Source organism: Pseudomonas sp. GT1P32, assembly GCF_054897805.1.
Genome location: NZ_CM142704.1, coordinates 4,155,392 through 4,178,328 on the forward strand (window position 1 = coordinate 4,155,392; position 22,937 = coordinate 4,178,328).

At 60.0% G+C, this 22,937-nt stretch carries 21 protein-coding genes and 1 pseudogene; 17 read left to right on the top strand and 5 right to left on the bottom strand.

Going from position 1 to position 22,937, the window contains the following annotated elements; genetic code table 11:
* Positions 1–122 precede the first annotated feature (122 nt).
* Genes tauA through tauD form a run of 4 tightly spaced genes read left to right on the top strand, consistent with a single transcriptional unit; the run spans position 123 to position 3,639 of the window.
* Positions 123–1,100, top strand: a complete 978-nt coding sequence (gene tauA / locus ACYZUC_RS18995) for a taurine ABC transporter substrate-binding protein (RefSeq protein ID WP_008032265.1) — start codon at positions 123–125, stop codon at positions 1,098–1,100.
* A 16-nt stretch (positions 1,101–1,116) separates the two neighbouring features.
* Positions 1,117–1,911, top strand: a complete 795-nt coding sequence (tauB, locus tag ACYZUC_RS19000; protein ID WP_008040159.1) for a taurine ABC transporter ATP-binding subunit — start codon at positions 1,117–1,119, stop codon at positions 1,909–1,911.
* Positions 1,908–2,741 (top strand): taurine ABC transporter permease TauC, encoded by an 834-nt coding sequence (gene tauC / locus ACYZUC_RS19005; protein WP_008032267.1) that lies wholly within the window; start codon positions 1,908–1,910, stop codon positions 2,739–2,741. The genes tauB and tauC overlap by 4 nt, the downstream gene beginning before the upstream one ends.
* Before the next feature lie 55 nt (positions 2,742–2,796).
* Entirely contained in the window at positions 2,797–3,639 is an 843-nt protein-coding gene (tauD, locus tag ACYZUC_RS19010; RefSeq protein WP_461989657.1) for a taurine dioxygenase, read from the top strand.
* A gap of 134 nt (positions 3,640–3,773) precedes the next feature.
* Here the strand turns inward: tauD and mgrA are convergent, their stop codons facing one another.
* From mgrA to ACYZUC_RS19025, 3 genes are all read right to left on the bottom strand, one after another.
* Positions 3,774–4,811: an L-glyceraldehyde 3-phosphate reductase gene (gene mgrA, locus ACYZUC_RS19015; protein WP_461989658.1), complete on the bottom strand. Its 1,038-nt coding sequence runs from the start codon at positions 4,809–4,811 to the stop codon at positions 3,774–3,776.
* 159 nt (positions 4,812–4,970) lie between these two features.
* Positions 4,971–5,372 carry a type II toxin-antitoxin system HicB family antitoxin gene (locus ACYZUC_RS19020; RefSeq protein ID WP_461989659.1) on the bottom strand — a complete coding sequence of 134 codons (402 nt, stop codon included), beginning with the start codon at positions 5,370–5,372 and terminating at the stop codon, positions 4,971–4,973.
* Positions 5,373–5,537: 165 nt separating this feature from the next.
* Positions 5,538–6,428 carry a LysR family transcriptional regulator gene (locus tag ACYZUC_RS19025; RefSeq protein ID WP_461989660.1) on the bottom strand — a complete coding sequence of 297 codons (891 nt, stop codon included), beginning with the start codon at positions 6,426–6,428 and terminating at the stop codon, positions 5,538–5,540.
* Positions 6,429–6,554: 126 nt separating this feature from the next.
* Between ACYZUC_RS19025 and ACYZUC_RS19030 the strand changes: the two genes are divergently transcribed.
* On the top strand, positions 6,555–7,295 hold the full coding sequence (locus ACYZUC_RS19030; protein ID WP_461989661.1) for an SDR family oxidoreductase: 741 nt from the start codon (positions 6,555–6,557) through the stop codon (positions 7,293–7,295).
* A gap of 149 nt (positions 7,296–7,444) precedes the next feature.
* Positions 7,445–7,705, top strand: coding sequence for a hypothetical protein (locus ACYZUC_RS19035; protein ID WP_008032471.1), 261 nt, complete (start codon positions 7,445–7,447; stop codon positions 7,703–7,705).
* Positions 7,706–7,707: 2 nt separating this feature from the next.
* Here ACYZUC_RS19035 and betT read toward each other — a convergent pair whose 3' ends face one another.
* Positions 7,708–9,663, bottom strand: coding sequence for a choline transporter BetT (gene betT / locus ACYZUC_RS19040; RefSeq protein ID WP_461996733.1), 1,956 nt, complete (start codon positions 9,661–9,663; stop codon positions 7,708–7,710).
* Positions 9,664–10,104: 441 nt separating this feature from the next.
* The gene (gene epsC, locus ACYZUC_RS19045; protein WP_461989662.1) at positions 10,105–11,031 is read right to left on the bottom strand and encodes a serine O-acetyltransferase EpsC; all 927 of its coding nucleotides are present in this window, start codon (positions 11,029–11,031) and stop codon (positions 10,105–10,107) included.
* A gap of 192 nt (positions 11,032–11,223) precedes the next feature.
* Between epsC and ACYZUC_RS19050 the strand changes: the two genes are divergently transcribed.
* From ACYZUC_RS19050 to ACYZUC_RS19100, 11 genes and pseudogenes are all read left to right on the top strand, one after another.
* On the top strand, positions 11,224–12,216 hold the full coding sequence (locus tag ACYZUC_RS19050; protein WP_461989663.1) for a D-cysteine desulfhydrase: 993 nt from the start codon (positions 11,224–11,226) through the stop codon (positions 12,214–12,216).
* 313 nt (positions 12,217–12,529) lie between these two features.
* A complete protein-coding gene (gene tcyJ / locus ACYZUC_RS19055) occupies positions 12,530–13,330 on the top strand; it encodes a cystine ABC transporter substrate-binding protein (RefSeq protein WP_461989664.1) in 801 nt (266 codons plus the stop codon).
* On the top strand, positions 13,330–13,995 hold the full coding sequence (gene tcyL / locus ACYZUC_RS19060) for a cystine ABC transporter permease (protein ID WP_008040170.1): 666 nt from the start codon (positions 13,330–13,332) through the stop codon (positions 13,993–13,995). The genes tcyJ and tcyL overlap by 1 nt, the downstream gene beginning before the upstream one ends.
* A 4-nt stretch (positions 13,996–13,999) precedes the next feature.
* Positions 14,000–14,755: an L-cystine ABC transporter ATP-binding protein TcyN gene (tcyN, locus tag ACYZUC_RS19065; RefSeq protein ID WP_461989665.1), complete on the top strand. Its 756-nt coding sequence runs from the start codon at positions 14,000–14,002 to the stop codon at positions 14,753–14,755.
* A gap of 478 nt (positions 14,756–15,233) precedes the next feature.
* Positions 15,234–15,998, top strand: coding sequence for a hypothetical protein (locus tag ACYZUC_RS19070; protein WP_461989666.1), 765 nt, complete (start codon positions 15,234–15,236; stop codon positions 15,996–15,998).
* 371 nt (positions 15,999–16,369) lie between these two features.
* On the top strand, positions 16,370–17,611 hold the full coding sequence (locus ACYZUC_RS19075; protein WP_461989667.1) for an SfnB family sulfur acquisition oxidoreductase: 1,242 nt from the start codon (positions 16,370–16,372) through the stop codon (positions 17,609–17,611).
* A 23-nt stretch (positions 17,612–17,634) separates the two neighbouring features.
* Positions 17,635–18,828 carry an SfnB family sulfur acquisition oxidoreductase gene (locus ACYZUC_RS19080; protein WP_461989668.1) on the top strand — a complete coding sequence of 398 codons (1,194 nt, stop codon included), beginning with the start codon at positions 17,635–17,637 and terminating at the stop codon, positions 18,826–18,828.
* Positions 18,828–20,186 (top strand): LLM class flavin-dependent oxidoreductase, encoded by a 1,359-nt coding sequence (locus tag ACYZUC_RS19085; protein WP_461989669.1) that lies wholly within the window; start codon positions 18,828–18,830, stop codon positions 20,184–20,186. The genes ACYZUC_RS19080 and ACYZUC_RS19085 overlap by 1 nt, the downstream gene beginning before the upstream one ends.
* A gap of 120 nt (positions 20,187–20,306) precedes the next feature.
* Positions 20,307–21,116 carry a MetQ/NlpA family ABC transporter substrate-binding protein gene (locus ACYZUC_RS19090; RefSeq protein WP_461989670.1) on the top strand — a complete coding sequence of 270 codons (810 nt, stop codon included), beginning with the start codon at positions 20,307–20,309 and terminating at the stop codon, positions 21,114–21,116.
* 2 nt (positions 21,117–21,118) lie between these two features.
* Positions 21,119–22,240: a methionine ABC transporter ATP-binding protein gene (locus ACYZUC_RS19095; RefSeq protein ID WP_461989671.1), complete on the top strand. Its 1,122-nt coding sequence runs from the start codon at positions 21,119–21,121 to the stop codon at positions 22,238–22,240.
* A pseudogene (locus ACYZUC_RS19100) lies at positions 22,230–22,874 on the top strand (methionine ABC transporter permease). The gene ACYZUC_RS19095 and the pseudogene ACYZUC_RS19100 overlap by 11 nt, the downstream one beginning before the upstream one ends.
* Positions 22,875–22,937: the final 63 nt, after the last annotated feature.

Consider the following 22,937-nt stretch of genomic DNA (forward strand, 5'->3'; position numbering starts at 1 on the left):
ACAATGGCACTTAGAATATTCCGCTCATAAGCTCATTCGAAAAAGTTATTTATTTTCGGATTCTTATATCATTTAGTCTCCTTTTCACGCCGACTCTCGGTCGCCTGACAAGGAGCTTCCCAATGAAACTGCATTTCCCTCTTCGCCTCCTGGCGGCCGCGTCTTTGGCTGCGGCGAGTTTCTTTGCCCAGGCGGCTGACGTGACTGTCGCCTACCAGACCACCGTGGACCCGGCGAAAGTCGCCCAGGCCGACGGCGCGTACGAGAAAGCCACCAACGCCAAGATCGACTGGCGCAAATTCGACAACGGTGCCGACATCATCGCTGCCATCGCTTCCGGCGACGTGCAGATCGGCTACCTCGGTTCCAGCCCTCTGACGGCTGCAATCACCCGCAAAGTCCCGGTTGAAACCTTCCTCATCGCCACCCAGATCGGTGCCGCTGAAGCCCTGGTTGCCCGCGACGGCTCCGGGATCAAGACTCCTCAGGACCTGATCGGCAAGAAAATCGCCGTGCCGTTCGTTTCGACCGGCCACTACAGCCTGCTCGCCGCGTTGAAACACTGGAACATCGACCCTTCGAAAGTCACCGTGCTCAACCTCGCCCCGCCAGCAATCATCGCCGCATGGAAACGCGGTGACATCGACGCCACCTACGTCTGGGACCCAGCGCTCGGTGTGGCCAAGGAAAACGGCAAAGTGCTGATCACCTCTGGTGAACTGGCCAAGTTCGGCGCACCAACGTTCGATGCCTGGATCGTGCGTAAAGACTTCGCCGAGAAGCACCCGGAAATCGTCACCGCGTTCGCCAAAGTCACCCTCGACGCCTACGCCGATTACCGCAAAGACCCTAAAGCCTGGCTCGCCAATCAATCCAACGTCGACAAGCTGGTGAAGCTGTCCGGTGCCAAGGCCAGCGACATTCCGCTGCTGCTGCAAGGCAACGTCTACCCGCTGGCGGCTGATCAGGTGATCACCCTCGGCGCGCCGACCACCAAAGCCATCACCGACACCGCCGTGTTCCTGAAAGAACAAGGCAAGGTCGAAGCCGTGCTGCCGGACTACGCGCCGTACGTCAGCGCCAAGTTCATCACCAACTGATCGGGAGTTAATTGCGATGGCCTTGCTACAGCTGGAGCGCATCAGCGCACAGTACCCCGGTAGCCCGGAACCGGTATTGGCGGATATTTCCTTGAGCCTTGGGCCCCAGCAGTTGCTGGTCGCCCTCGGCCCGTCCGGCAGTGGCAAGACTTCGCTGTTGAACCTGATTGCCGGTTTCGTCGAGCCCAGCGCCGGGCGCATCACCCTCGATGGCGTACCGGTCAAAGGCCCGAGCGCCGAGCGCGGCGTGGTGTTCCAGGACGACGCCTTACTGCCTTGGCAGGATGTGCTGGCCAACGTCGGTTTCGGTCTGGAACTGGCCGGTGTTTCCCGGGACAAGCGTGAAATCCGCGCTCGGGAAATGCTCGCACTGGTCGATCTGTCCGGTTTCGAGAATCGGCGTATCTGGCAGCTTTCCGGTGGCCAGAAGCAGCGTGTCGGCCTGGCCCGTGCACTCGCCGCCGACCCTCGCGTCTTGCTGATGGACGAACCTTTCGGCGCCCTCGACGCCTTCACCCGCGAACAGATGCAGGAGCTGCTGTTGCAAGTCTGGCAGCGCACCGCCAAACCCGTATTCCTGATTACCCACGATATTGAAGAAGCGGTATTTCTCGCCACAGACCTGATTCTGCTGGCGCCAAACCCCGGGCAAATCGTCGAGCGTCTGAGCCTGGATTTCGGTCAGCGTTACGCCGCCGGCGAGTCCGCACGGGCGATCAAATCCGACCCGCGTTTTATCGAAACCCGCGAGCACGTACTCGCCAAAGTGTTCTCCCAACGCAGCGCCGCCACGCGGCAGGAGCGCGCATGAGCAGCTATGAAATTCCGGCCGTGACGGTGAAACCGGGTTCGACGGTGATTCCTGTTCGGCGCAGCCTCAGTACTCGCTGGATCAGCGTGCTGACCCTGGTCGCGCTGGTTGCCCTGTGGTGGGCCGTTACCGCCACAGGAATGATCGAGCCACTGTTCCTGCCGCCACCGTCCGCCGTGCTGCAAAAAGGCTGGTTGCTGGTGACCACCGGCTACATGGATTCGACGTTGTGGCAGCACTTGGGCGCGAGCCTCAGCCGCATCGGTCTGGGCCTTGGTTTTGCCGTGCTGACCGCCGTGCCGGTCGGCATCGCCATCGGTCACAACCGTATTGCGCGCGGCATTCTCGATCCGCTGATCGAGTTCTACCGCCCAATTCCACCGCTGGCCTATCTGCCGCTGATTGTCATCTGGTGTGGCATTGGCGAGTTGTCGAAAGTGCTGCTGATCTACCTGGCGATTTTCGCCCCGATCGCCATCGCCACCGCGACTGGCGTGCGCACCGTCGACCCGGCCAAATTGCGTGCAGCACAGTCTTTGGGCGCGACCCGGGCGCAGTTGATTCGCCATGTGATTTTGCCGAGTGCCTTGCCGGACATTTTGACGGGCGTGCGCATCGGTCTGGGCGTGGGCTGGTCAACGCTGGTCGCCGCCGAACTGATCGCCGCCACCAGCGGCCTGGGCTTCATGGTGCAGTCGGCCGCACAGTTCCTGGTCACCGATGTGGTGGTGCTGGGGATTCTGGTGATTGCGCTGATCGCCTTCGCCATGGAGATGGGCTTGCGTGCGCTGCAACGCAAACTGGTGCCGTGGCACGGCCAGGCTCACTAAAGACTTGTCATTGACCATGCCGACAGATCGGCACCCCGGATTGAAGAGAACCACCATGAGCAACCTGACAATCGTCCCCCTCAGCTCCGCGCTCGGCGCGCAAATCAGCGGCATCGACATCAGTCAGCCACTGAACCTGGAACAGCGCGATGCCATCGAACAGGCACTGCTCAAGCATCAGGTTTTGTTCTTCCGCGACCAGCCGATCACGCCGCAGCAACAGGCGCGTTTCGCCGCCAACTTCGGCGACCTGCACATTCACCCGATCTACCCGAATGTGCCGGAACAACCGGAAGTGCTGATCCTCGACACCGCCGTCACCGACGTGCGCGACAACGCGATCTGGCACACCGACGTGACCTTCCTGCCGACCCCGGCGATGGGCGCGGTGCTCAGCGCAAAACTGTTGCCGGAGTTTGGCGGCGACACGTTGTGGGCCAGCGGCATTGCAGCCTATGAGGCGCTGTCCGCGCCGATGAAAAGTCTGCTGGAAGGGCTGACGGCGACGCACGATTTCACCCGTTCGTTTCCGCTGGAGCGCTATGGCAACACGCCTGACGCATTGGCTCAGTGGGAAGAGGCTCGCCGCAAGAATCCACCGCTGTCGCACCCGGTCATTCGCACGCATCCGGTGAGCGGGCGCCGTTCGTTGTTCGTCAATGAAGGGTTTACGTCGAAGATCAATGAGCTGTCGGAAACCGAGAGCGAGGTGATTCTGAAGTTTCTGTTCGCCCATTCCACGCGACCGGAATTCACCATTCGCTGGCGCTGGCAGCAGGACGACATCGCGTTCTGGGACAACCGCGTGACGCAGCATTACGCGGTGGATGATTACCGGCCGGCACGGCGGGTGATGCAGCGGGCGACGGTGTTGGGGGATGTGCCGTTTTTCCGGTGAGCCCCGGAGTTCTTTATTGACATTGACGACCTCTTCGCGAGCAAGCCCGCTCCCACATTAGACCGCGCTCAATGTGGGAGCGGGCTTGCTCGCGAAGGCGATATAGCAGGCGCCAGATAAACCGGCGCGAACGCTTACTCCGCCGTCGAAGGCTTCTCCCAAAGATTGATCCCGCCCTCTTGGGCAAACCGGTCAATCTCCGCCAACTCTTCCGCGCTGAAGCTCAGATTCTTCAACGCCCCGACGTTCTCGATAATCTGCTCCGGCCGGCTCGCGCCGATCAGCGCCGACGTCACCCGAGGGTCGCGCAGCGCCCAGGCCAACGCCAGTTGCGCCAGGCTCTGGCCGCGACGCTTGGCAATCTCATTGAGCCCACGCACATGGGCGATGTTGGCCTCAGACAAGTGCGAGGACTGCAACGAACCACCGCCCGGACGATTGACCCGCGCATCCTTCGGAATGCCGTTGAGGTATTTGTCGGTCAACAGGCCCTGCGCCAACGGCGTGAACGCAATCACGCCGGTGCCGAGTTCGTCGGTGACATCCAGCAGATCCTTTTCCACCCAGCGATTGAGCAGGTTGTACGCCGGCTGGTGAATCAGCAACGGCACTTTCCACTCTTGCAACAGCGCCGCCATCTCACGGGTTTTCACCCCGGAATACGACGAGATGCCGATGTACAGCGCCTTGCCCTGCTGCACCGCCGTGGCCAGCGCGCTGGCGGTTTCTTCCAGCGGCGTGTCCGGGTCGAAACGGTGGGAGTAGAAAATATCCACGTAATCCAGGCCCAGACGCTGCAGGCTCTGATCAAGGCTGGCCAGCACGTATTTGCGCGAACCACCGCCCTGCCCGTAAGGACCGGGCCACATGTCCCAACCCGCCTTGCTCGAGATGATCAGCTCATCGCGATACTGCTTGAAGTCTTCACGCAGCAAACGACCGAAGTTGGTCTCGGCGCTGCCGTACGGCGGGCCATAGTTATTGGCGAGGTCGAAGTGGTTGATCCCCAGATCGAACGCCGTGCGCAGCAACGAGCGCTGGGTGTCGATTGGCGTGCTGTCACCGAAGTTGTGCCACAGGCCCAGGGACAACGCCGGCAACACCAGACCGCTGCGACCGACGCGGCGGTAAGGGATGGAGTCGTAGCGGTTTTCGGCAGCGGTGTAGGTCATCGAATCCTCTCTTGTCTGTCTTGAAGTTGGTATCGACTGCTTCGCAAGTTGCCCAGCATACGCCCAGACAAACGTCGATAAACCTCGGACTTGAGGAAATGCTGAAACGTTTCACATATTTTCGATTCAACCTGCCGGACGAGCAAAATCGCTCGGCGTTTATGCCGATAGCTCACGCAGTGCGGCCGCCGCCAAAAAGCCGGATCTTGAGCTGTATCGCTGATCTCGCCTGACCGTTTGATCGATACGCTCAAGCAACTGCTCAGGCAGAGTGGCGTTGAAGCGTACTGACTTGCCAAAGTAAGGCGTGACATCGAAGTCAACCACACCCCACACACCGCCGGCGTAATCAGGGTTATCAATATGAGCGTCTATCTCGTGCACTTGCGGCAGTGGATCACCATCGGCGACCAACCCCTCATAGTGCAAGGGCAACGCCTCCTTCACGTTTTCGAATGCCTGCGCCACTGTAGCGCCCGCAGAGAAACAACCCGGCACGTCCGGGATTATCACTCCGTATTCTGAGTCGGCACCCTTGTGCAGAACGACCGGGAATTTCATTTCGGTGAGTCCTCTGTGGAAAGGACCTGAACTGTAAAGCAGAAAACCGACACATATTCACACCGTACACATCCTGCAAAGATCGCGGCCTTCAGTCGCTCCTACAGTGATCGCATTCCTATGCAGGAGCGGCCGAAGGCTGCGATTTTTTGATCTTTGATTACTTCAAATGGCCCCCGCAAACACCTCCCCTAACCAATCCACAAACACCCGAACCCGTGGCGACATGTGTCGGTTGTGCGGATACAACACTGAAACCGGCATCGGTGGCGGCGGTGTGTCGAGCAGGACTTCCTGCACCAAACCTTGGGCGATCTGCGTTTCCATTCGGTAATGCGGGCACTGGATCAAGCCCAGTCCGGCGATGGCCGACGCCGCATAGATTTCCGCGCCGAACACCGAGATCGCGCCATCGATGGACACTTCCTTCAGCTCGCCTTCGACCATGAATTCGAACGGGAACAACTTCGCCGTGGTGCGCGAGACGTAGTTCACAGCGCGGTGATGTTTGAGGTCCTCGAGGGTTTTCGGCTCGCCGTATTTGCGCAGGTAAGCCGGGCTGGCGCAGGTGATCTGGCGCAGGTTGGCAACGCGTTTGCCGATCAATGCCGAATCACCCAGCGTGCCGGCACGCAGCACACAGTCGACGCCTTCGGCGATCAGGTCGACAAAGCGGTCGGCCTCGCTGATGGACAGTTCGATGTCCGGATAGCGCTCCATGAATTGCGGCAAGGCGGGGATGACAAAACTCTTGGCCAGCGTGCCGTGCAAATCCACCCGCAATCGCCCCTTCGGCGCGACGCTGCGAAAAGCCAGTTCAGCTTCTTCCAGTTCCGCCAGCAATTGCACACAACGCAAGTAGTACGCCTCGCCATCCAGCGTAGGACGCACCTTACGCGTACTGCGCTCCAGTAAACGCGTACCGAGCCAGGCTTCGAACTGGTTCAGCGTGTGGGTCAGGGTTGCCCGTGGCAGGTTCAGGTCTTCGGCGGCCAGGGTGAAGCTGCTGCGCTCGTAGATCCTCACGAACACCTTCATCGCTTTGACTTGATCCATGGCGTTCCCGACCTTCGATTGTTGGCGATTATTGAACAGTCAAGGCAACTCTCGTGCATTTATCAGCCTGAGTAAACATGTGAGTCTGGCTTCACCCCAACAGACACCTTCAAAGGATTCACCGCCATGACTACTCAAACTTCGAAAGTTGCCATCGTGACCGGCGCCTCCCGCGGCATCGGTGCCGTGATCGCCAAACAACTGGCCAGCGAAGGTTTCGCCGTCGCCATCAACTACGCCAGCAGCGCCACCGAAGCCTCAAAGTTGGTCGTTGAACTGCGTCAGGCCGGCCATCAAGCCATAGCGATCAAGGCTGACGTGGCCAATGCCGAAGACGTACGCCGGATGTTCGACGAAACCGAAACGCAACTGGGCAAAGTCGATGTGCTGATCAACAACGCCGGCATCCTCAAAGTGATGCCGCTGGCGCAGCACACGGACGAACTGTTCGATCAGAACTTCAACATTCACGCTCGCGGCACTTTCAATACGTTGCGTGAAGCGGCGACCCGTTTGAACAGTGGCGGCCGGATCATCAACTTCTCCAGCAGCACCGTCGGCATGAACCTTCCGGGTTACGCCGTGTACATCGCCAGCAAAGCCGCGGTTGAGTCCCTGACTCAGGTGTTCGCCAAGGAAATGCGCGGTCGCAACATCACCGTCAACGCCGTTGCGCCTGGCCCGGTGGCGACCGATTTGTTCCTTCACGGCAAGAGCGAGGAGCAGATCCAGAACTTCGCGAAGATGGCGCCGCTGGAACGCCTGGGGCAACCGGAAGACATCTCGCGCGTTGTGTCCTTTCTCGTCGGCCCTGATTCGGCGTGGGTCAATGGACAGATTCTGCGGGCGAATGGCGGGTTGGTTTAAGCTGCTATGTAGGCAGGATTGACGCCTTCGCGGGCAAGCCTCGCTCCTACAGATTTGTGTGGCTCCTGTAGGAGCGAGCGGTGCGACGATTCGACTTGCCCGCGAAGGCGGCCTCAACCGCAACACACTTCTGAAGGGAGGAACGCATCATGCACACCACGATCATCATCACCTTCGGCCTGGTCCTCCTGGCGCTGATGCTGTTCATCGGCGAGAACATCGGCTTCAGCCGCCAGACGCTGACCTACAGCTTCATCGTGCTGTGGCTGGCCCTGACGATGATCAACGGCGCCATCGGCGTGGTCACCGCCGGCCAGTCCGTGACCACGGAGCTGGTGGTCGGCAGCATCGTGTTCAGCATCCCGGTGGCGGCGCTGGTGTTGTTCATGGTGATGAGCAGCGAGGCCTGAGCTCAACGCACCAGATGCAAAAACTGCAGGTGCCGCTCGTACTGATCGAGGATGTCGTTGATGACCTGGTCCTTGGTGTAACCCACCAGATCGTAGTCCTGGCTGCCCTCGCTCAGGTGCACTTCGGCCCGATAATAACGACGATTGTTAAGCTCCTTGGAACCCATGCCGCCACGGGCGAATGACGGCGTGAAGTAGCCACGCATCTGCACCTGATAGATGAACGGATGCTCCTCACCGTGGCCGATTTCCAGGCTGACGCTGTCGTTTGCCGGATCGGGTTGAGTGACCACGTTCAAGCCCTTCTCGACGAACACCGCCGTCACTTCTTCAATCGCCGGGCGCACTGTCGTGTCGAGGAAGCGATAGACCTCATCCCGCGACGGGAAATGCACCGCCTGGCTCAGACGCTGACGCCAACCGCCGCGCCGCGATCCGGACACCGGCGCCAGGGAATGTAGCTGCGCAATCTGCTTCTGCGACTCCAGATAGAACGCCTTGTGCAGGCCCCACATCATCAGCAGCAAGATCATCGAGAACGGCAACGAAGTCAGCACCACCGCTGACTTCAGCGCATCGATGCTGCCCGAAAACAGCAGCGCACTGGTGACCAGCGCGGTCATCGCGCCCCAGAACACCCGCAGCCATTTCGGCCCGTCTTCATCCGGGTTGCCGCCCTTGGCCGAGAGTGTCGACAGCACCACGGTGCCGGAGTCGGCCGAGGTGACGAAGAACACGAAGCTGATGAACACCGTGACCGCGATGACGGTTTTGCTCCACGGGTAGGTTTCCAGCAGCAAGTAGAGGGTCATCGATGGGTTGTCGATGGCCGACATGCCGAGCACGCTCATGCCGTGGTTAAGCACCTGGTCGATGGCGCTGTTGCCGAAAATCGACATCCACGCCAGGGTGAAACCGAGCGGGATCAACAGCACGCCGAAGACGAATTCGCGGATGGTGCGGCCACGGGAAATCCGCGCGATGAACAGGCCCACGAACGGCGACCACGCGATCCACCACGCCCAATAAAACACCGTCCAGCCGCCCAGCCAGTCGCTGGGTTTGTCGTAGGCGTAGAGGTCGAAACTTTTCATCGGCAAGGCGCCGAGGTAGTCGCCGAGGTTCTGGATCAGGGTATTGAGCAGGTGCTGCGTAGGGCCGGCGAACAACACGAACAGCAGCAGCGCACAGGCCAGCAGCATGTTGATGTCGGACATTACCCGCACGCCTTTATCGACGCCGGCCACCGCGACGATGATCGCCGCGCCCATCATCAGCGTGATCAGGCCGACCTGAATCCACTGGGTGTGAGCGATGCCGAACAGGTAATCCAGACCCGAGTTGAGGTGCAACACGCCGAAGCCCATGTCGGCACCGAGGCCGAACACCGTGGCGATGATGCCGAAGCCATCCACCGCATAACCGATCGGGCCGTTGATGCGTTTGCCGATCAGCGGGTACAGCGCCGAACGCAAGGCCAGCGGCAGGTTATGGCGGTACGCGAAGTAGGCCAGCGCCATGCCGACGAAGGCAAACACGCCCCAGCCGTGCAGGCCCCAGTGCAGAAACAGAATCTGCATCGCCTGGCGCGCCGCGTCCGCTGTGCCGGCCTCGCCTTGCGGCGGTTGCAACAGGTGGGTCAGTGGTTCGGACACGCAAAAGAAGAACAGCGTGATGCTGATCCCGGCGGCGAACAGCATGCCGGCCCAGGACAGGTAGCTGAATTCGGGCTCGTCGTGGTCGGCACCGAGCTTGATCTTGCCGTAGCCGGACAAGGCGGTGACCACCACGAAGACCAGATACAGCGTCATCGCGAGCATGTAATACCAGCCGACCGTATTGGCCGCCCAGTTTTGCGCTTGCAACAGCCAGGCGCCGGCTTGTTCAGGCATGGCGATAACGACGATGCCGAACAGAAAAATAAACGTCGCCGCGAAGTAAAACACCGGCGGATTCATGCGGATCTGGCCGCTGGCGGGGGTGGACGATGCACTCATGAAAGGTGCACCTCGAGGGGGTGAAACCGGGCAATCAATAACGGACTCGGCAAGGGCAAGCCTCCTGTTGTGAGCGGGCAGCAAACCGACGGTTTAACTTGAATGAGCGTTCAAGTTAAACATGGATAGGGGGCTAAGGACTAATCGCAGGGCTCGGCGGTACTGTTCGTACGCTAGCTCAAGGATGGGTATGACGCGGGGTTTGGGGGATTTGTTCAGTGGGGAATTGGGTGGATGCCATTGTCTTGGTTTGTCTTGAAACCATTCGCGGGCAAGCCTCGCTCCTACAGGTTTTGTGTCGTTCATAGATCTATTGTTCGACACAAAACCTGTAGGAGCGAGCGGTGCGACGATTCGACTTGCCCGCGAAGGCGTCAGAAAGGCCGCTAAAGCTTTCGGGGGTTACTTCTGCGTCCCATCATCATGCTGCAAATTCGCCTGCGTCAGGTTGGCCCCTGCCGGCACGCTGCGGGTCAGCCAGACGTTGCCGCCAATGGTCGAGCCCTTGCCGATGGTGATCCGCCCCAGAATGGTCGCGCCGGCATAAATCACCACATCGTCTTCAACAATCGGATGCCGCGGATGGCCCTTCTGCAGCTGACCATCCTCATCCGACGGGAAGCGTTTGGCGCCCAGTGTCACGGCCTGATAAATCCGCACACGCTCGCCGATGATCGCGGTCTCGCCGATCACCACGCCCGTCCCGTGATCGATGAAGAAGCTGCGGCCGATCTGCGCGCCCGGGTGAATGTCGATACCGGTCGCCGAGTGCGCGATTTCTGCACTGATCCGTGCCAGCAGCGGCAGCCCGGCACGGTACAAATGGTGGGCGAGGCGATGGTGAATCACCGCCAGAATCCCCGGATAGCACAGCAGCACTTCATCGACGCTGCGGGCCGCCGGGTCACCGTGATAAGCCGCCAGCACATCGGTGTCCAACAGGCTGCGCAGGCCCGGCAGGGCGAGTGCGAAGTCCTGGATGATCTGGATCGTTTTGGCTTCGACTTCAGTGTCGGCCGAGGCACTGTGGCGGGCGGCGTAACGCAGTTCGAGCCGTGCCTGCCCCAGCAACGCATTCAACGCAACGTCCAGCGTGTGACCGACGTAGAAATCTTCACTCTCTTCGCGCAGGTCCACCGGCCCCAGTCGCATCGGAAACAACGCCCCGCACAACGCTTCAAGAATCTCCGCCATGGCCGCTCGGGAAGGCAACTCGCGGCCACCCTGCTCGCCGCTGGCGCGGCCGTTTTGTGCACGCCACTCGTCGCGCGCCGTGCGCAGTTGGCTGACGATGGTCTGCAATTGCCAATGGCTGGAACGCTCGCTCACGGTAAAAACTCCACACGGGCGGCCGGACTGTCTGGCCGCACTGACGGCGATTACTTTACGGCAAGGTCTGGAAACCGAATTAAGAACCGATTGTGCTGTGCTCAGCACTTTTGGCTATAAGTAATCTTGCCGGTTGCCCATGCATATAGGCGTGCCTATAGTCCTGACATCTCCCACCGCCAGTACGGACCCATGATCAAACAACAGCTCGCCCGTTTTGACCGCCTCGATCTGCTCGGCCACCCGACCCCTCTGGAAAAACTCGAACGCCTGTCAGCCTGGCTGGGCCGCGACGTGTACGTCAAACGCGATGACCTGACGCCGCTGGCGATGGGCGGCAACAAGCTGCGCAAACTCGAATACCTGGGGGCCGATGCGCTGGCCCAAGGCGCGGACACACTGATCACCGCCGGCGCGCTGCAATCCAACCACGTACGCCAGACCGCCGCCCTCGCCGCCAAACTGGGCCTGGGATGCGTAGCGTTGCTGGAAAATCCTTTGGGCACCGAAGACGCCAACTATGTCGGCAACGGCAATCGGCTGCTGCTTGACCTGTTCGATGCCAAGGTCGAGTTGGTGGACAACCTCGACAACGCTGACGAGCAACTGGAAGCATTGGCCGCACGCCTGCGCAGCAACGGCAAAAAGCCGTATCTGGTGCCGATTGGTGGCTCCAATGCGTTGGGCGCTCTGGGTTATGTGCGCGCCGGGCTGGAACTGGCCGAACAGATCAAGGACACCGGCCTGACCTTCGCCGCCGTGGTACTGGCCTCGGGCAGCGCCGGGACCCACAGCGGCCTGGCGCTCGCGTTGAGCGAAGCACTGCCGGATTTGCCAGTGATTGGCGTGACGGTTTCGCGCAGCGAAGAAGATCAGCGGCCGAAGGTTCAAGGCCTCGCCGAGCGCACCGCAGCGCTGTTGGGCGTCAGCCTGCCAGCGAGCTTCAAAGTCGAGTTGTGGGACGAATATTTCGGCCCGCGCTATGGCGAGCCGAATGCCGGGACGTTGTCGGCGGTAAAACTGGTCGCGAGCCAGGAAGGCTTGTTGCTGGACCCGGTGTATACCGGCAAGGCGATGGCGGGGTTGTTGGACGGGATTGGGCGTCAGCGTTTTGATGAGGGGCCGATCATTTTCCTGCACACCGGTGGGGCGCCGGCGTTGTTTGCCTACAACTCGGCTTTTTGAGAGCGCTTTGCGCTCTTTCGCCAGCAAGCTGGCTCCTACAGGGTTCGCGTCGAATGATAATTCGTGCACGACACAAACCCTGTAGGAGCCGGCTTGCCGGCGATAGCGGTCTAACCGATACATATTCCTTTAAAGAATAACAAACGCAATATTTATTATTTTCCTATCTATAAGCACCATCATATAGTCACGCCGCAGGCGAATTTGCAGCGAGACGCATACGCTGCTTTAGGGCAGGATATTGCAGTCGTCCAAATCCCGATTTTGCCAACATTCCTAAAAGCGTCTTCATAAGAAAACACAGGGGCTTGTCATGAATTTTTCCGCACTACGTCGAAATCTGCTGGTGGGTTCGCTGGGCCTGGCGCTGAGCGCCGGTCTGCTGGGGCAGGCAGTTGCCGGTGAGCAGCTGCAAAAAATCAAGGACGCTGGCGTGATCAACGTCGGCCTGGAAGGCACTTACCCACCGTTCAGCTTCGTTGACGCCGACGGCAAACTGACCGGCTTCGAAGTCGAGTTCTCCGAAGCCCTGGCCAAAGAGCTGGGCGTGAAGGTCAAACTGCAACCGACCAAATGGGACGGCATCCTCGCGGCGCTGGAATCCAAGCGTCTGGACGCAGTGGTCAACCAGGTGACCATCTCTGAAGAGCGCAAGAAGAAGTATGACTTCTCCGAGCCGTACACCATTTCCGGGATTCAGGCGCTGGTGCTGACCAAAAAAGCTGCCGAGCTGAACATCAAGACTGCCGCCGACCTGGGTGGCAAGAAAGTCGGCGTAGGCCTGGGCACCAACTACGAACAGTGGGTTAAAGCCAACGTGCCGACCGCTGACGTGCGCACCTACGAAGATGATCCGAGCAAGTTCGCAGACCTGCGTAACGGCCGCACCGACGCCATCCTGATCGACCGTCTCGCCGCGCTGGAATACGCCAAGAAGGCCAAGGACACTTCCGCCGCCGGCGAAGCGTTCTCCCGTCAGGAAGCCGGCATTGCCCTGCGCAAAGGCGAGCCTGAGTTGCTGGCAGCGGTGAACAAGGCCATCGACAAGCTGCGTGCCGACGGTACGCTGAAAAAGCTTTCGGAAAAATACTTCAGCGCTGACGTCACCAAATAATGGGAGAAGCTTTCCAACTTGCGCTGGACTCCGCGCCCTTCCTGCTGAAGGGCGCGTACTACACGGTAATCCTCAGCCTGGGCGGGATGTTCTTCGGCCTGGTGATGGGGTTCGGCCTGGCGTTGATGCGCCTGTCGCGCTTCAAACTGGTGAGCTGGCTGGCCCGCATCTACGTGTCGTTCTTTCGCGGCACGCCGTTGCTGGTGCAACTGTTCGTGATCTATTACGGCTTGCCGCAATTGGGCATCGAACTTGATCCGCTGCCGGCGGCCCTGATCGGCTTCTCGCTGAACATGGCCGCCTACGCCTGCGAAATCCTGCGTGCCGCGATCAGCTCCATCGAGCGTGGCCAGTGGGAAGCTGCCGCGAGTATCGGCATGACCCGCGCGCAGACATTGCGCCGGGCCATCCTGCCGCAAGCGATGCGTACGGCATTGCCGCCGCTGGGCAACAGCTTCATCTCGCTGGTCAAGGACACGGCGCTGGCCGCCACCATTCAGGTGCCGGAACTGTTCCGTCAGGCGCAGTTGATTACCGCCCGGACCTTCGAAATTTTCACCATGTATCTTGCCGCCGCACTGATCTACTGGATTCTGGCCACGGTGCTCTCGCACCTGCAGAACAAGTTGGAAGAGCGGGTCAATCGGCACGACCAGGAGTCCTGACCCCATGATTGTCGTGGAAAAACTGACAAAGCAGTTCAAGGGTCAAGTAGTGCTTAACGGCATTGATCTGGAAGTGAAGGAAGGCGAGGTAGTGGCAATCATCGGGCCGAGCGGCTCGGGGAAAACCACGTTCCTGCGTTGCCTGAATTTTCTCGAAGAACCCTCCAGCGGCCGGATCAAGGTCGGTGACATCGAGATCGATGGCAGCCGCCCGTTGAACCAGCAGCAGAGCCTGGTGCGGCGCTTGCGTCAGCACGTCGGCTTCGTGTTCCAGAACTTCAACCTGTTCCCGCATCGCACCGCCCTGGAAAACGTCATCGAAGGCCCGATCATCGTCAAGAAGATCCCGCACGCCGAAGCCGTTGCCCTGGGTAAAAAGCTGCTGGCCAGGGTTGGCCTGGCAGGCAAGGAAGACGCGTACCCGCGACGCCTCTCCGGTGGCCAGCAACAGCGTGTGGCGATTGCCCGTGCGCTGGCGATGGAACCGGAAGTGATTCTGTTCGACGAACCCACCTCGGCACTCGATCCGGAGCTGGTGGGGGAAGTGCTGGCGACCATCCGCAGCCTCGCCGAGGAGAAGCGCACCATGGTCATCGTGACCCACGAAATGGGCTTTGCCCGCGACGTGGCCAACCGCGTGGTGTTTTTCGACAAGGGTGTGATCGTCGAGCAAGGCGAAGCCAAAGAATTGTTTGCCCATCCGAAAGAAGAACGGACAAAACAGTTTCTCAGCAAGTTCCTGAACAACGCTCAACACTGAGCAGCCATGACAACGACATAAACTTCCACGGATGGAAGTTACATCTAAACTTCATACCCCCCCTTTCAACCGTCACTCAAACCACTCTTACAATTTATCCCTCTTTCAATAATCGCGTGCGGTACATATATATGTCCTGCGACAGATTATCCTCGCCTAAAATCCACAAAACACCTCAGCGTTACCGCACGAACAACCGCCGCCTCTCACCTCAAAAAACCGCTGATTCCGTGGGTTTGTTCGACAGACCGATGGGGCTTCTGGACCTGAAAGCGTAGGAGCTTTCTGAATAACGAAAGATTCGTTACTTAACTAAGCAACTCTATTGACACTTATTCCAGCGCACTCTTATCTAGTCTCCGACAAACGAACTCATCACGTTCAATCATTGTTCATACGCAAGTAATGAGCCGTTTGTGGCTCGGCCAATCAGTTCTTTCAGAAACGGACTTCGCTGCAAGACTTCAAGGAGAAACCCATGAAACATACTTCGAAAAAAACCGAACTTGCGGCACCGACCGTGGAGCAATCCCACCGGAGCGGCATCAACATCACCTCGGCCGCTCACCTGCTGATCGCCGTCGCGCCTTATCCCGGCATGGACGAAGGCGACTTGATCGAATTGTTCTGGGACAACTGCTACGTGGCCTCCAGGGTGCTGAACACCCTGGACGTCGGCAAATCCGTCAGCCTGCGCGTGCCGCAAAGCTTCATCGCCAACGGTTCCTCACGCATTCACTACCGGCTGATGCAGGTCGGCCATGGGCCAGCGCTGTCACCGACAACCCGTATACAGGTCAAGCTCGACTGCCCGGGAGGCCAGCCCTCTGCCCTGTACGGCGACGAAAACCAAAGCCTGGCGCCGGTGAGCATTCCCGAAACCATCCGCCGTCAGGGCGTCAACCCGAACCAGATCAAGCGCGGCGTTCCCTTGACCATCGAGCCGTACCTGAACATGGCCATCGACGATGAAATCACCCTGCGCTGGGGCGATGTGCGCATGGACCTGCCACGGCTCAAGGCCGGCGATGTGGGCCAGCCGATTCAGGTCTGGGTGCCGCCGGCGATCATTCTTGAAGCCGGCGAAGACCTGCGGCTGGAAGTGACCTACTGCATCCTCGACCGGGTGGGAAACAACTCTCGCTGGGCGCCAGCACGCACGTTGAAGATTGGGTGTGCCAATCCTTATTCGAAGGTCCCGCAAAAAGAACTGCTCATGGCAGCAGAAGCGCGAAAACACTGAACCTTTTGCGTCCACTGTAGGAGCGAAGCTTGCTCGCGAAGGCGTCAGTTCTGACACACCGAGTCATCGTTCTTCGCGAGCAAGCTTCGCTCCTACGGTAAGTACGCAGGGTGTTTCTGTTGCTACAAGAACAAAGTGTTGCCCTGCGTACAGTTGCTCACGACACACTTCTATCTATATTCCTAAAAGTTAGTTTATTTAATTTTTATACACGCTTAGGGTATATAAACCGGACCACCGGACATTCTTGTTTTTACTTCGCCGCATCCATCGCGGCGTTCCATGAGATGTGAGGTAGGTATGGTCCGGAACACAATCACCCCAGTGCAGATCGCCAGGGCATTGCGTGCAGCAGCCAAGGAGCGGCACTGATGTCCAGTCTGGCAGATGCAATCGTCCAGAGTGATCTGGACATCGCCCCGTTGTTGTTGCCCGCGCAGGTTTTGCGCAACGACGCACAAGCAATCAAGGCCGCCCATGAGCTGGCGCAGGTCGCCCGCCAACAAGCGGCTAAACGCGACCGTCAGCGCAAGCTGCCGTGGTCGGAAATCGAACAGTTCACCCGCAGCGGCCTGGGCAGCATTGCCATCCCGCGCGAATACGGCGGCCCGCAGGTTTCGTTCGTCACCCTGGCCGATGTTTTTGCGATCATTTCCGCAGCCGACCCGGCATTGGGACAGATCCCGCAGAATCAGTTCGGCATTCTCAACCTGGTGCTCGGCAGCGCTACCGAAGCGCAGAAAAAACAGCTGTTCAAAAGCGTGCTCGAAGGTTGGCGCATCGGCAATGCCGGGCCGGAACGCGGCACCAAGAACACCCTGGAACTCAAGGCACGGATCACCGCCGACGGCGACGGATTTGTCATCAGCGGGCAGAAGTTCTACTCCACCGGCGCCCTGTTCGCCCACTGGGTAGCGGTCAAGGCGCTGAATGACGACGGCAAGCAAGTGCTGGCCTTCGTCCGTCGCGGCACACCGGGCTTGCGGATCGTTGATGACTGGTCCGGTTTCGGCCAACGCACTACCGCCAGCGGCACCATTTTGCTCAACAACGTGCGGGTCGACGCCGAGCTGGTGGTGGACAACTGGAAGATCAACGACAAGCCGAACATCCAGGGCGCCGTCTCGCAGCTGATTCAAGCGGCCATCGACGCCGGCATCGCTCGCGGCGCCATCGACGACGCCATCGACTTCGTGAAAACCCGCGCCCGCCCTTGGATCGACGCCAAGGTCGAACGCGCCAGCGATGATCTTTATGTGATCGCCGACATCGGCAAACTGAAAATTGAACTGCACGCCGCTGAAGCGCTGCTGCGCAAAGCCGGGCAAGTACTCGATCAGGTCAACGCCGCGCCGCTCACCGCCGAATCCGCCGCCCGAGCCTCGATTGCCGTGGCCGAAGCCAAGGTGCTGACCACCGAGATCTCGCTGCAGGCCAGCGAAAAGCTCTTCGAACTGGCCGGTAGCCGCGCCACCCTCGCCGAATTCAACCTCGACCGCCACTGGCGCAACGCCCGCGTGCACACGCTGCACGATCCGGTGCGCTGGAAGTATCACGCCGTCGGCGCCTATCACCTGAACGGCACGCTCCCCGCTCGCCACTCCTGGATTTAACGACCAGACACCTGGAGAAACACATGACAACTTCTCACCACGTCGCGGTCATAACCAGCGATGAGCAAGCCCTGATCGTCGCCAGTGACCTGGCCGAAGACTTCAAACGCGACAGCGCCCTGCGCGACCGCGAACGCCGTTTGCCGCACCCGGAACTGGAAGTGTTTTCCCGCTCGGGTCTATGGGGCATCAGCGTGCCAAAAGAGTACGGCGGCGCCGGGGTTTCCAACGTCACGCTGGCCAAGGTGATCGCCTTGATCGCCCAGGCTGACGGCTCCCTCGGGCAAATTCCGCAGAACCATTTTTACGCCCTCGAAGTGTTGCGCGTGAACGGCAGCGCCGAGCAGAAGAAACGTCTCTATGCCGAAGTGCTGGCCGGCCAGCGTTTCGGCAATGCACTCGCCGAACTCGGCACCAAAACCGCCCACGACCGCGTCACCAGTCTGACCCGCGACGGGGACGGCTATCGTATAAACGGCCGCAAGTTTTACGCAACGGGCGCAATCTACGCGCAACGCATCCCGACTTCGGTGGTGGATGAAAACGGCGTGCAGCAACTGGCGTTCGTCCCGCGCGATAGCAAGGGCCTGACGGTCATCGACGACTGGAGCGGCTTCGGCCAGCGCACCACCGGCAGCGGTTCGGTGGTGTTCGAAGACGTCTTTGTGGCCGCCGAAGACGTGATCCCGTTTCAAAGCGCGTTCGAACGCCCGACCCCGGTCGGCCCGTTGGCACAGATTCTTCACGCCGCCATCGACACCGGCATCGCCCGCGCCGCCTATGAAGACGCGCTGCATTTTGTGCGGACCAAAACCCGTCCATGGATCGACGCCACACACGAAAAAGCCATCGACGACCCGCTGACCATCAAGAGCTTCGGCCACCTGAGCATTCGTCTGCACGCCGCCGAAGCCCTGCTGGAACGCTCCGGCGAATTCCTCGACAAGGCTCAAGCCGACACCAACGCACAGACCGTTGCCGCCGCGTCGATTGCCGTCGCCGAAGCCCGCGCCATCAGCACCGAAATCTCCCTTGCCGCCGGCAGCACGCTGTTTGAACTGGCCGGCAGCCAGGCGACCCTGATCGAACACGGACTGGATCGCCACTGGCGCAACGCTCGGGTGCACACGTTGCACGACCCGGTACGCTGGAAGTATCACGCCGTGGGCAACTACTACCTCAACGATGAAAACCCTCCGTTGCGAGGGACCATCTGATGGCCGGTGAGAAAAAGAAGATCCTGCTCAACGCGTTCAACATGAACTGCATCGGGCACATCAACCATGGGTTGTGGACGCACCCACGGGACACCTCGACTCAATACAAAACCATCGAGTATTGGACCGAACTGGCGCAGTTGCTGGAGCGCGGTTTGTTCGATGGCTTGTTCATCGCCGATATCGTCGGCGTGTATGACGTCTACCAGAATTCGGTGGACGTGCCGCTGAAAGAATCGATCCAGCTGCCGGTCAACGACCCGCTGCTGCTGGTTTCGGCGATGGCGGCGGTGACCAGGAATCTTGGTTTCGGCCTGACCGCCAACCTGACGTACGAACCGCCGTATCTGTTCGCCCGACGCATGTCGACTCTCGATCACCTGAGCCGCGGCCGGGTCGGCTGGAACATCGTCACCGGTTACCTCGACAGCGCCGCCAAAGCCATGGGCCTGAGCGAACAAGTCGAGCACGACCGTCGTTACGACCAGGCCGACGAATACCTCGAAGTGCTCTACAAACTCTGGGAAGGCAGTTGGGAAAACGGTGCGGTGCTCAACGATCCGCAGCAACGGATCTACGCGCAGCCCGACAAAGTGCACAAGGTCGAACACAAGGGCGAGTTCTATCAGGTCGAGGGTTATCACCTCTGCGAACCTTCGCCGCAACGCACGCCGGTGCTGTTCCAGGCTGGCAGTTCGGATCGCGGTTTACTGTTCGCCGGGCGCCATGCCGAGTGTGTGTTCATCAGCGGCCAGAACAAACCGTCGACCAAGGTTCAGGTGGACAAAGTGCGCGCCAGCGCCGTTGAAGCCGGGCGTAATCCTGAGGACATCAAGGTGTTCATGGGGCTGAACGTGATCGTCGGCGCCACCGAAGAGCTGGCCTGGGCCAAGCACGCCGAATACCTGAGCTACGCCAGCGCCGAGGCCGGCGTGGCGCATTTCTCGGCATCGACCGGCATCGATTTTTCCGAGTACGCCATCGACGAACCGATCCAGTACGTGAAGAGCAACGCGATCCAGTCGGCCACCAAAAACCTGCAAAACAACGACTGGACCCGGCGCAAATTGCTTGAACAACACGCGCTCGGAGGTCGCTACATCACGGTCGTTGGCTCGCCGGAACAAGTGGCCGATGAGCTGGAATCGTGGATCGCCGAGACCGGACTGGATGGCTTCAACCTGACGCGAATTGTCACGCCGGAAAGCTATGTGGATTTCATCGAACTGGTGATTCCGGAATTGCAGCGGCGGGGGTCGTACAAGACCGCTTATGACAACGGCAGCCTGCGGGAGAAGCTGTTTCACGCAGAGGCGTATTTGCCTGAGCAACACACCGGCTCCGCGTTTCGCCGCTAAAAGCTTCGCGAGCAAGCTTCGCTCCTACAGGGGCACTGCAATCCCCTGTAGGAGCGAGGCTTGCCCGCGAAGAGGCCCGCCCAAACACCCCATATTTATGCACTGACTGGAAAAAACATCATGACTAAGAACTACTTCTCTCACCCAGTCAAAGCACTGGCCCTGGCCCTCGGCCTCTTCAGCTCCATCACCTTCGCCGCCGACGCGCCGCTGAAAGTCGGCACCACCGCCGCCTTCGCCATCCCGCTGGAAGCCGCCGTCGCAGAAGCCAACAAACAAGGCCTGAAAGTCGAACTCGTCGAGTTCACCGACTGGATCGCGCCCAACGTCAGCCTCGCCGCTGGCGACATCGACGTGAACTACTTCCAGCACGTGCCGTTCCTGGAAAACGCCAAGGCCGCCGCCGGTTTTGACCTGGTGCCGTTCGCACCGGGCATCATCAACAACGTCGGCCTCTACTCGAAGAAATACAAAAGCTTCGACGAACTGCCGGAAGGCGCCAGCGTCGCCATCGCCAACGACCCGATCAACAGCGGTCGCGGCCTGCAACTGCTGGCCAAGGCTGGCCTGATCACGCTCAAGCCGGGTGTCGGCTACAAGGCCACCGAAGAAGACATCATCGCCAACCCGAAGAAAATCAAAATCCTGCAAGTCGAAGCGGTGCAACTGGTGCGCGCCTATGACGACGCCGACCTGGTTCAGGGCTACCCGGCCTACATCCGCCTGGCGAAGACCTTCGATGCAGGTTCCGCGCTGCTGTTCGATGGCCTCGATCACAAGGAATACGTGATCCAGTTCGTGATCCAGCCAAAAAGCAAAGCCGACCCGCGCCTGATCAAATTCGTCGACATCTACCAGCATTCGCCAGCCGTTCGCGCAGCGCTGGATAAGGCCCACGGCAAACTCTATCAAGCCGGTTGGGAAAGCTGAGAATGACGGCCGCGATCCAACGGCGACTGGATATTCCAGAGCCTCAAAAAGCCAAACAGACCGAACTGCACCCCGACCTGAACCGTGCTCACGTGCGCTTCATCGGTCTGGGCAAAACCTACAACGGCCAACAAGGTCCGGTGGCGGCGCTGCACGGCATCGACCTGGCCATCCAGCGCGGTGAAGTGTTCGGCATCATCGGCCGCAGCGGCGCCGGCAAGTCGTCGCTGATCCGCACCATCAACCGCCTCGAACAACCGAGCACCGGGCGCGTGCTGATCGATCAGGTGGACATCGGCGAGTTCGATGAAGACCGCCTGGTGGCGCTGCGTCGGCGCATCGGCATGATCTTCCAGCACTTCAACCTGATGTCGGCCAAAACCGTTTGGCAGAACGTCGAGTTGCCGCTGAAAGTCGCCGGCGTGCCCAAGGAGAAACGCGAGCAGAAAGTTCGTGAGCTGTTGGAACTGGTCGGCCTGCAAGAGAAGCACAAGGCCTACCCGGCGCAGCTTTCCGGCGGGCAGAAACAGCGTGTCGGCATCGCCCGTGCGCTGGTGCACGACCCGGAGATTCTGTTGTGCGACGAAGCCACTTCGGCGCTGGACCCGGAGACCACGCAATCGATCCTCGGCCTGCTGCGCGAGATCAATGAGCGCCTGGGCCTGACCATCGTGCTGATCACTCACGAGATGGCGGTGATCCGCGACATCTGCGACCGCGTCGTGGTGTTGGAGCATGGCCGCATCGTCGAGCAAGGCCCGGTGTGGGAAGTCTTCGGCAACCCGCAGCATGAGGTCAGCAAGACCTTGCTGGCGCCGTTGCAACACGCGTTGCCGCAGGAACTGCAAAGTCGTCTCCAGGCGCAACCACAGTCGTCCGATGCCGCCGTGGTCCTGCGTTTGCAATTCACCGGCAGCGCCACCGACGAACCGGATCTGGCCGCGTTGTTTGCAGCCCTCGGCGGTCGCGTGCGTTTGCTGCAAGGTGGCGTGGAACGGATTCAGGGCCATGCGCTGGGGCAATTGCTGCTGGCGGTGACCGGCTCGCCGCTGGGCGCCGAAGAACTGCGCCAGCGCGCCGGCAACTGGGCACAACAGGTGGAGGTGCTGGGTTATGTGGTTTGATCGCTTGCTGCAGGGTTTCATCGACACGTTTTTGATGGTCGGCGTGTCGTCATTGATTGCGCTGCTGGCGGGGATTCCGCTGGCGGTGATCCTGGTCACCAGCTCCAAGGGCGGGATCTACGAAGCACCGGCACTGAACCGCGCCTTGGGTGGGTTCGTGAACCTGTTTCGCTCGATTCCGTTTTTGATTTTGATGGTGGCGTTGATTCCGTTCACGCGGTTGATCGTCGGCACCACTTACGGTGTCTAGGCCGCTGTAGTGCCGCTGACGATTGCGGCCACGCCGTTCTTTGCGCGCATCGCCGAAGTCAGTTTGCGGGAAGTGGATTACGGCTTGATCGAGGCGGCGCAGGCGATGGGATGCCGGCGTTGGCACATCGTTTGGCATGTGTTGTTGCCTGAGGCGTTGCCGGGGATTGTCGGTGGTTTCACGATCACCTTGGTGACGATGATCAACTCGTCGGCCATGGCCGGAGCGATTGGTGCCGGGGGGTTGGGGGACATCGCGTATCGGTACGGGTATCAGCGGTTTGATAGCCAGATCATGTTGACGGTGATTGTGTTGCTGGTGGTGTTGGTGGCGGTGATTCAGTTGGGTGGGGATCGGTTGGCTCGGGGGTTGAACAAGCGCTAGAGGAAATGATGACCTTCAAAGAGGGGGAGCAACTCGCAAACACCTGCCCCCTCACATTCAAGC

Bases quoted from the DNA above. Each gene is read 5' to 3' on its own strand.
- ACYZUC_RS19020 (WP_461989659.1), bottom strand. From the start codon at position 5,372: ATGAAATTCCCGGTCGTTCTGCACAAGGGTGCCGACTCAGAATACGGA.
- tcyN (WP_461989665.1), top strand. From the start codon at position 14,000: ATGATTGTCGTGGAAAAACTGACAAAGCAGTTCAAGGGTCAAGTAGTG.
- ACYZUC_RS19030 (WP_461989661.1), top strand. From the start codon at position 6,555: ATGACTACTCAAACTTCGAAAGTTGCCATCGTGACCGGCGCCTCCCGC.
- ACYZUC_RS19080 (WP_461989668.1), top strand. From the start codon at position 17,635: ATGACAACTTCTCACCACGTCGCGGTCATAACCAGCGATGAGCAAGCC.
- tcyL (WP_008040170.1), top strand. From the start codon at position 13,330: ATGGGAGAAGCTTTCCAACTTGCGCTGGACTCCGCGCCCTTCCTGCTG.
- tauA (WP_008032265.1), top strand. From the start codon at position 123: ATGAAACTGCATTTCCCTCTTCGCCTCCTGGCGGCCGCGTCTTTGGCT.
- mgrA (WP_461989658.1), bottom strand. From the start codon at position 4,811: ATGACCTACACCGCTGCCGAAAACCGCTACGACTCCATCCCTTACCGC.
- tauC (WP_008032267.1), top strand. From the start codon at position 1,908: ATGAGCAGCTATGAAATTCCGGCCGTGACGGTGAAACCGGGTTCGACG.
- betT (WP_461996733.1), bottom strand. From the start codon at position 9,663: ATGAATCCGCCGGTGTTTTACTTCGCGGCGACGTTTATTTTTCTGTTC.
- tauD (WP_461989657.1), top strand. From the start codon at position 2,797: ATGAGCAACCTGACAATCGTCCCCCTCAGCTCCGCGCTCGGCGCGCAA.
- ACYZUC_RS19095 (WP_461989671.1), top strand. From the start codon at position 21,119: ATGACGGCCGCGATCCAACGGCGACTGGATATTCCAGAGCCTCAAAAA.
- ACYZUC_RS19090 (WP_461989670.1), top strand. From the start codon at position 20,307: ATGACTAAGAACTACTTCTCTCACCCAGTCAAAGCACTGGCCCTGGCC.
- tcyJ (WP_461989664.1), top strand. From the start codon at position 12,530: ATGAATTTTTCCGCACTACGTCGAAATCTGCTGGTGGGTTCGCTGGGC.
- ACYZUC_RS19035 (WP_008032471.1), top strand. From the start codon at position 7,445: ATGCACACCACGATCATCATCACCTTCGGCCTGGTCCTCCTGGCGCTG.
- ACYZUC_RS19070 (WP_461989666.1), top strand. From the start codon at position 15,234: ATGAAACATACTTCGAAAAAAACCGAACTTGCGGCACCGACCGTGGAG.
- tauB (WP_008040159.1), top strand. From the start codon at position 1,117: ATGGCCTTGCTACAGCTGGAGCGCATCAGCGCACAGTACCCCGGTAGC.
- ACYZUC_RS19075 (WP_461989667.1), top strand. From the start codon at position 16,370: ATGTCCAGTCTGGCAGATGCAATCGTCCAGAGTGATCTGGACATCGCC.
- ACYZUC_RS19085 (WP_461989669.1), top strand. From the start codon at position 18,828: ATGGCCGGTGAGAAAAAGAAGATCCTGCTCAACGCGTTCAACATGAAC.
- ACYZUC_RS19050 (WP_461989663.1), top strand. From the start codon at position 11,224: ATGATCAAACAACAGCTCGCCCGTTTTGACCGCCTCGATCTGCTCGGC.
- ACYZUC_RS19025 (WP_461989660.1), bottom strand. From the start codon at position 6,428: ATGGATCAAGTCAAAGCGATGAAGGTGTTCGTGAGGATCTACGAGCGC.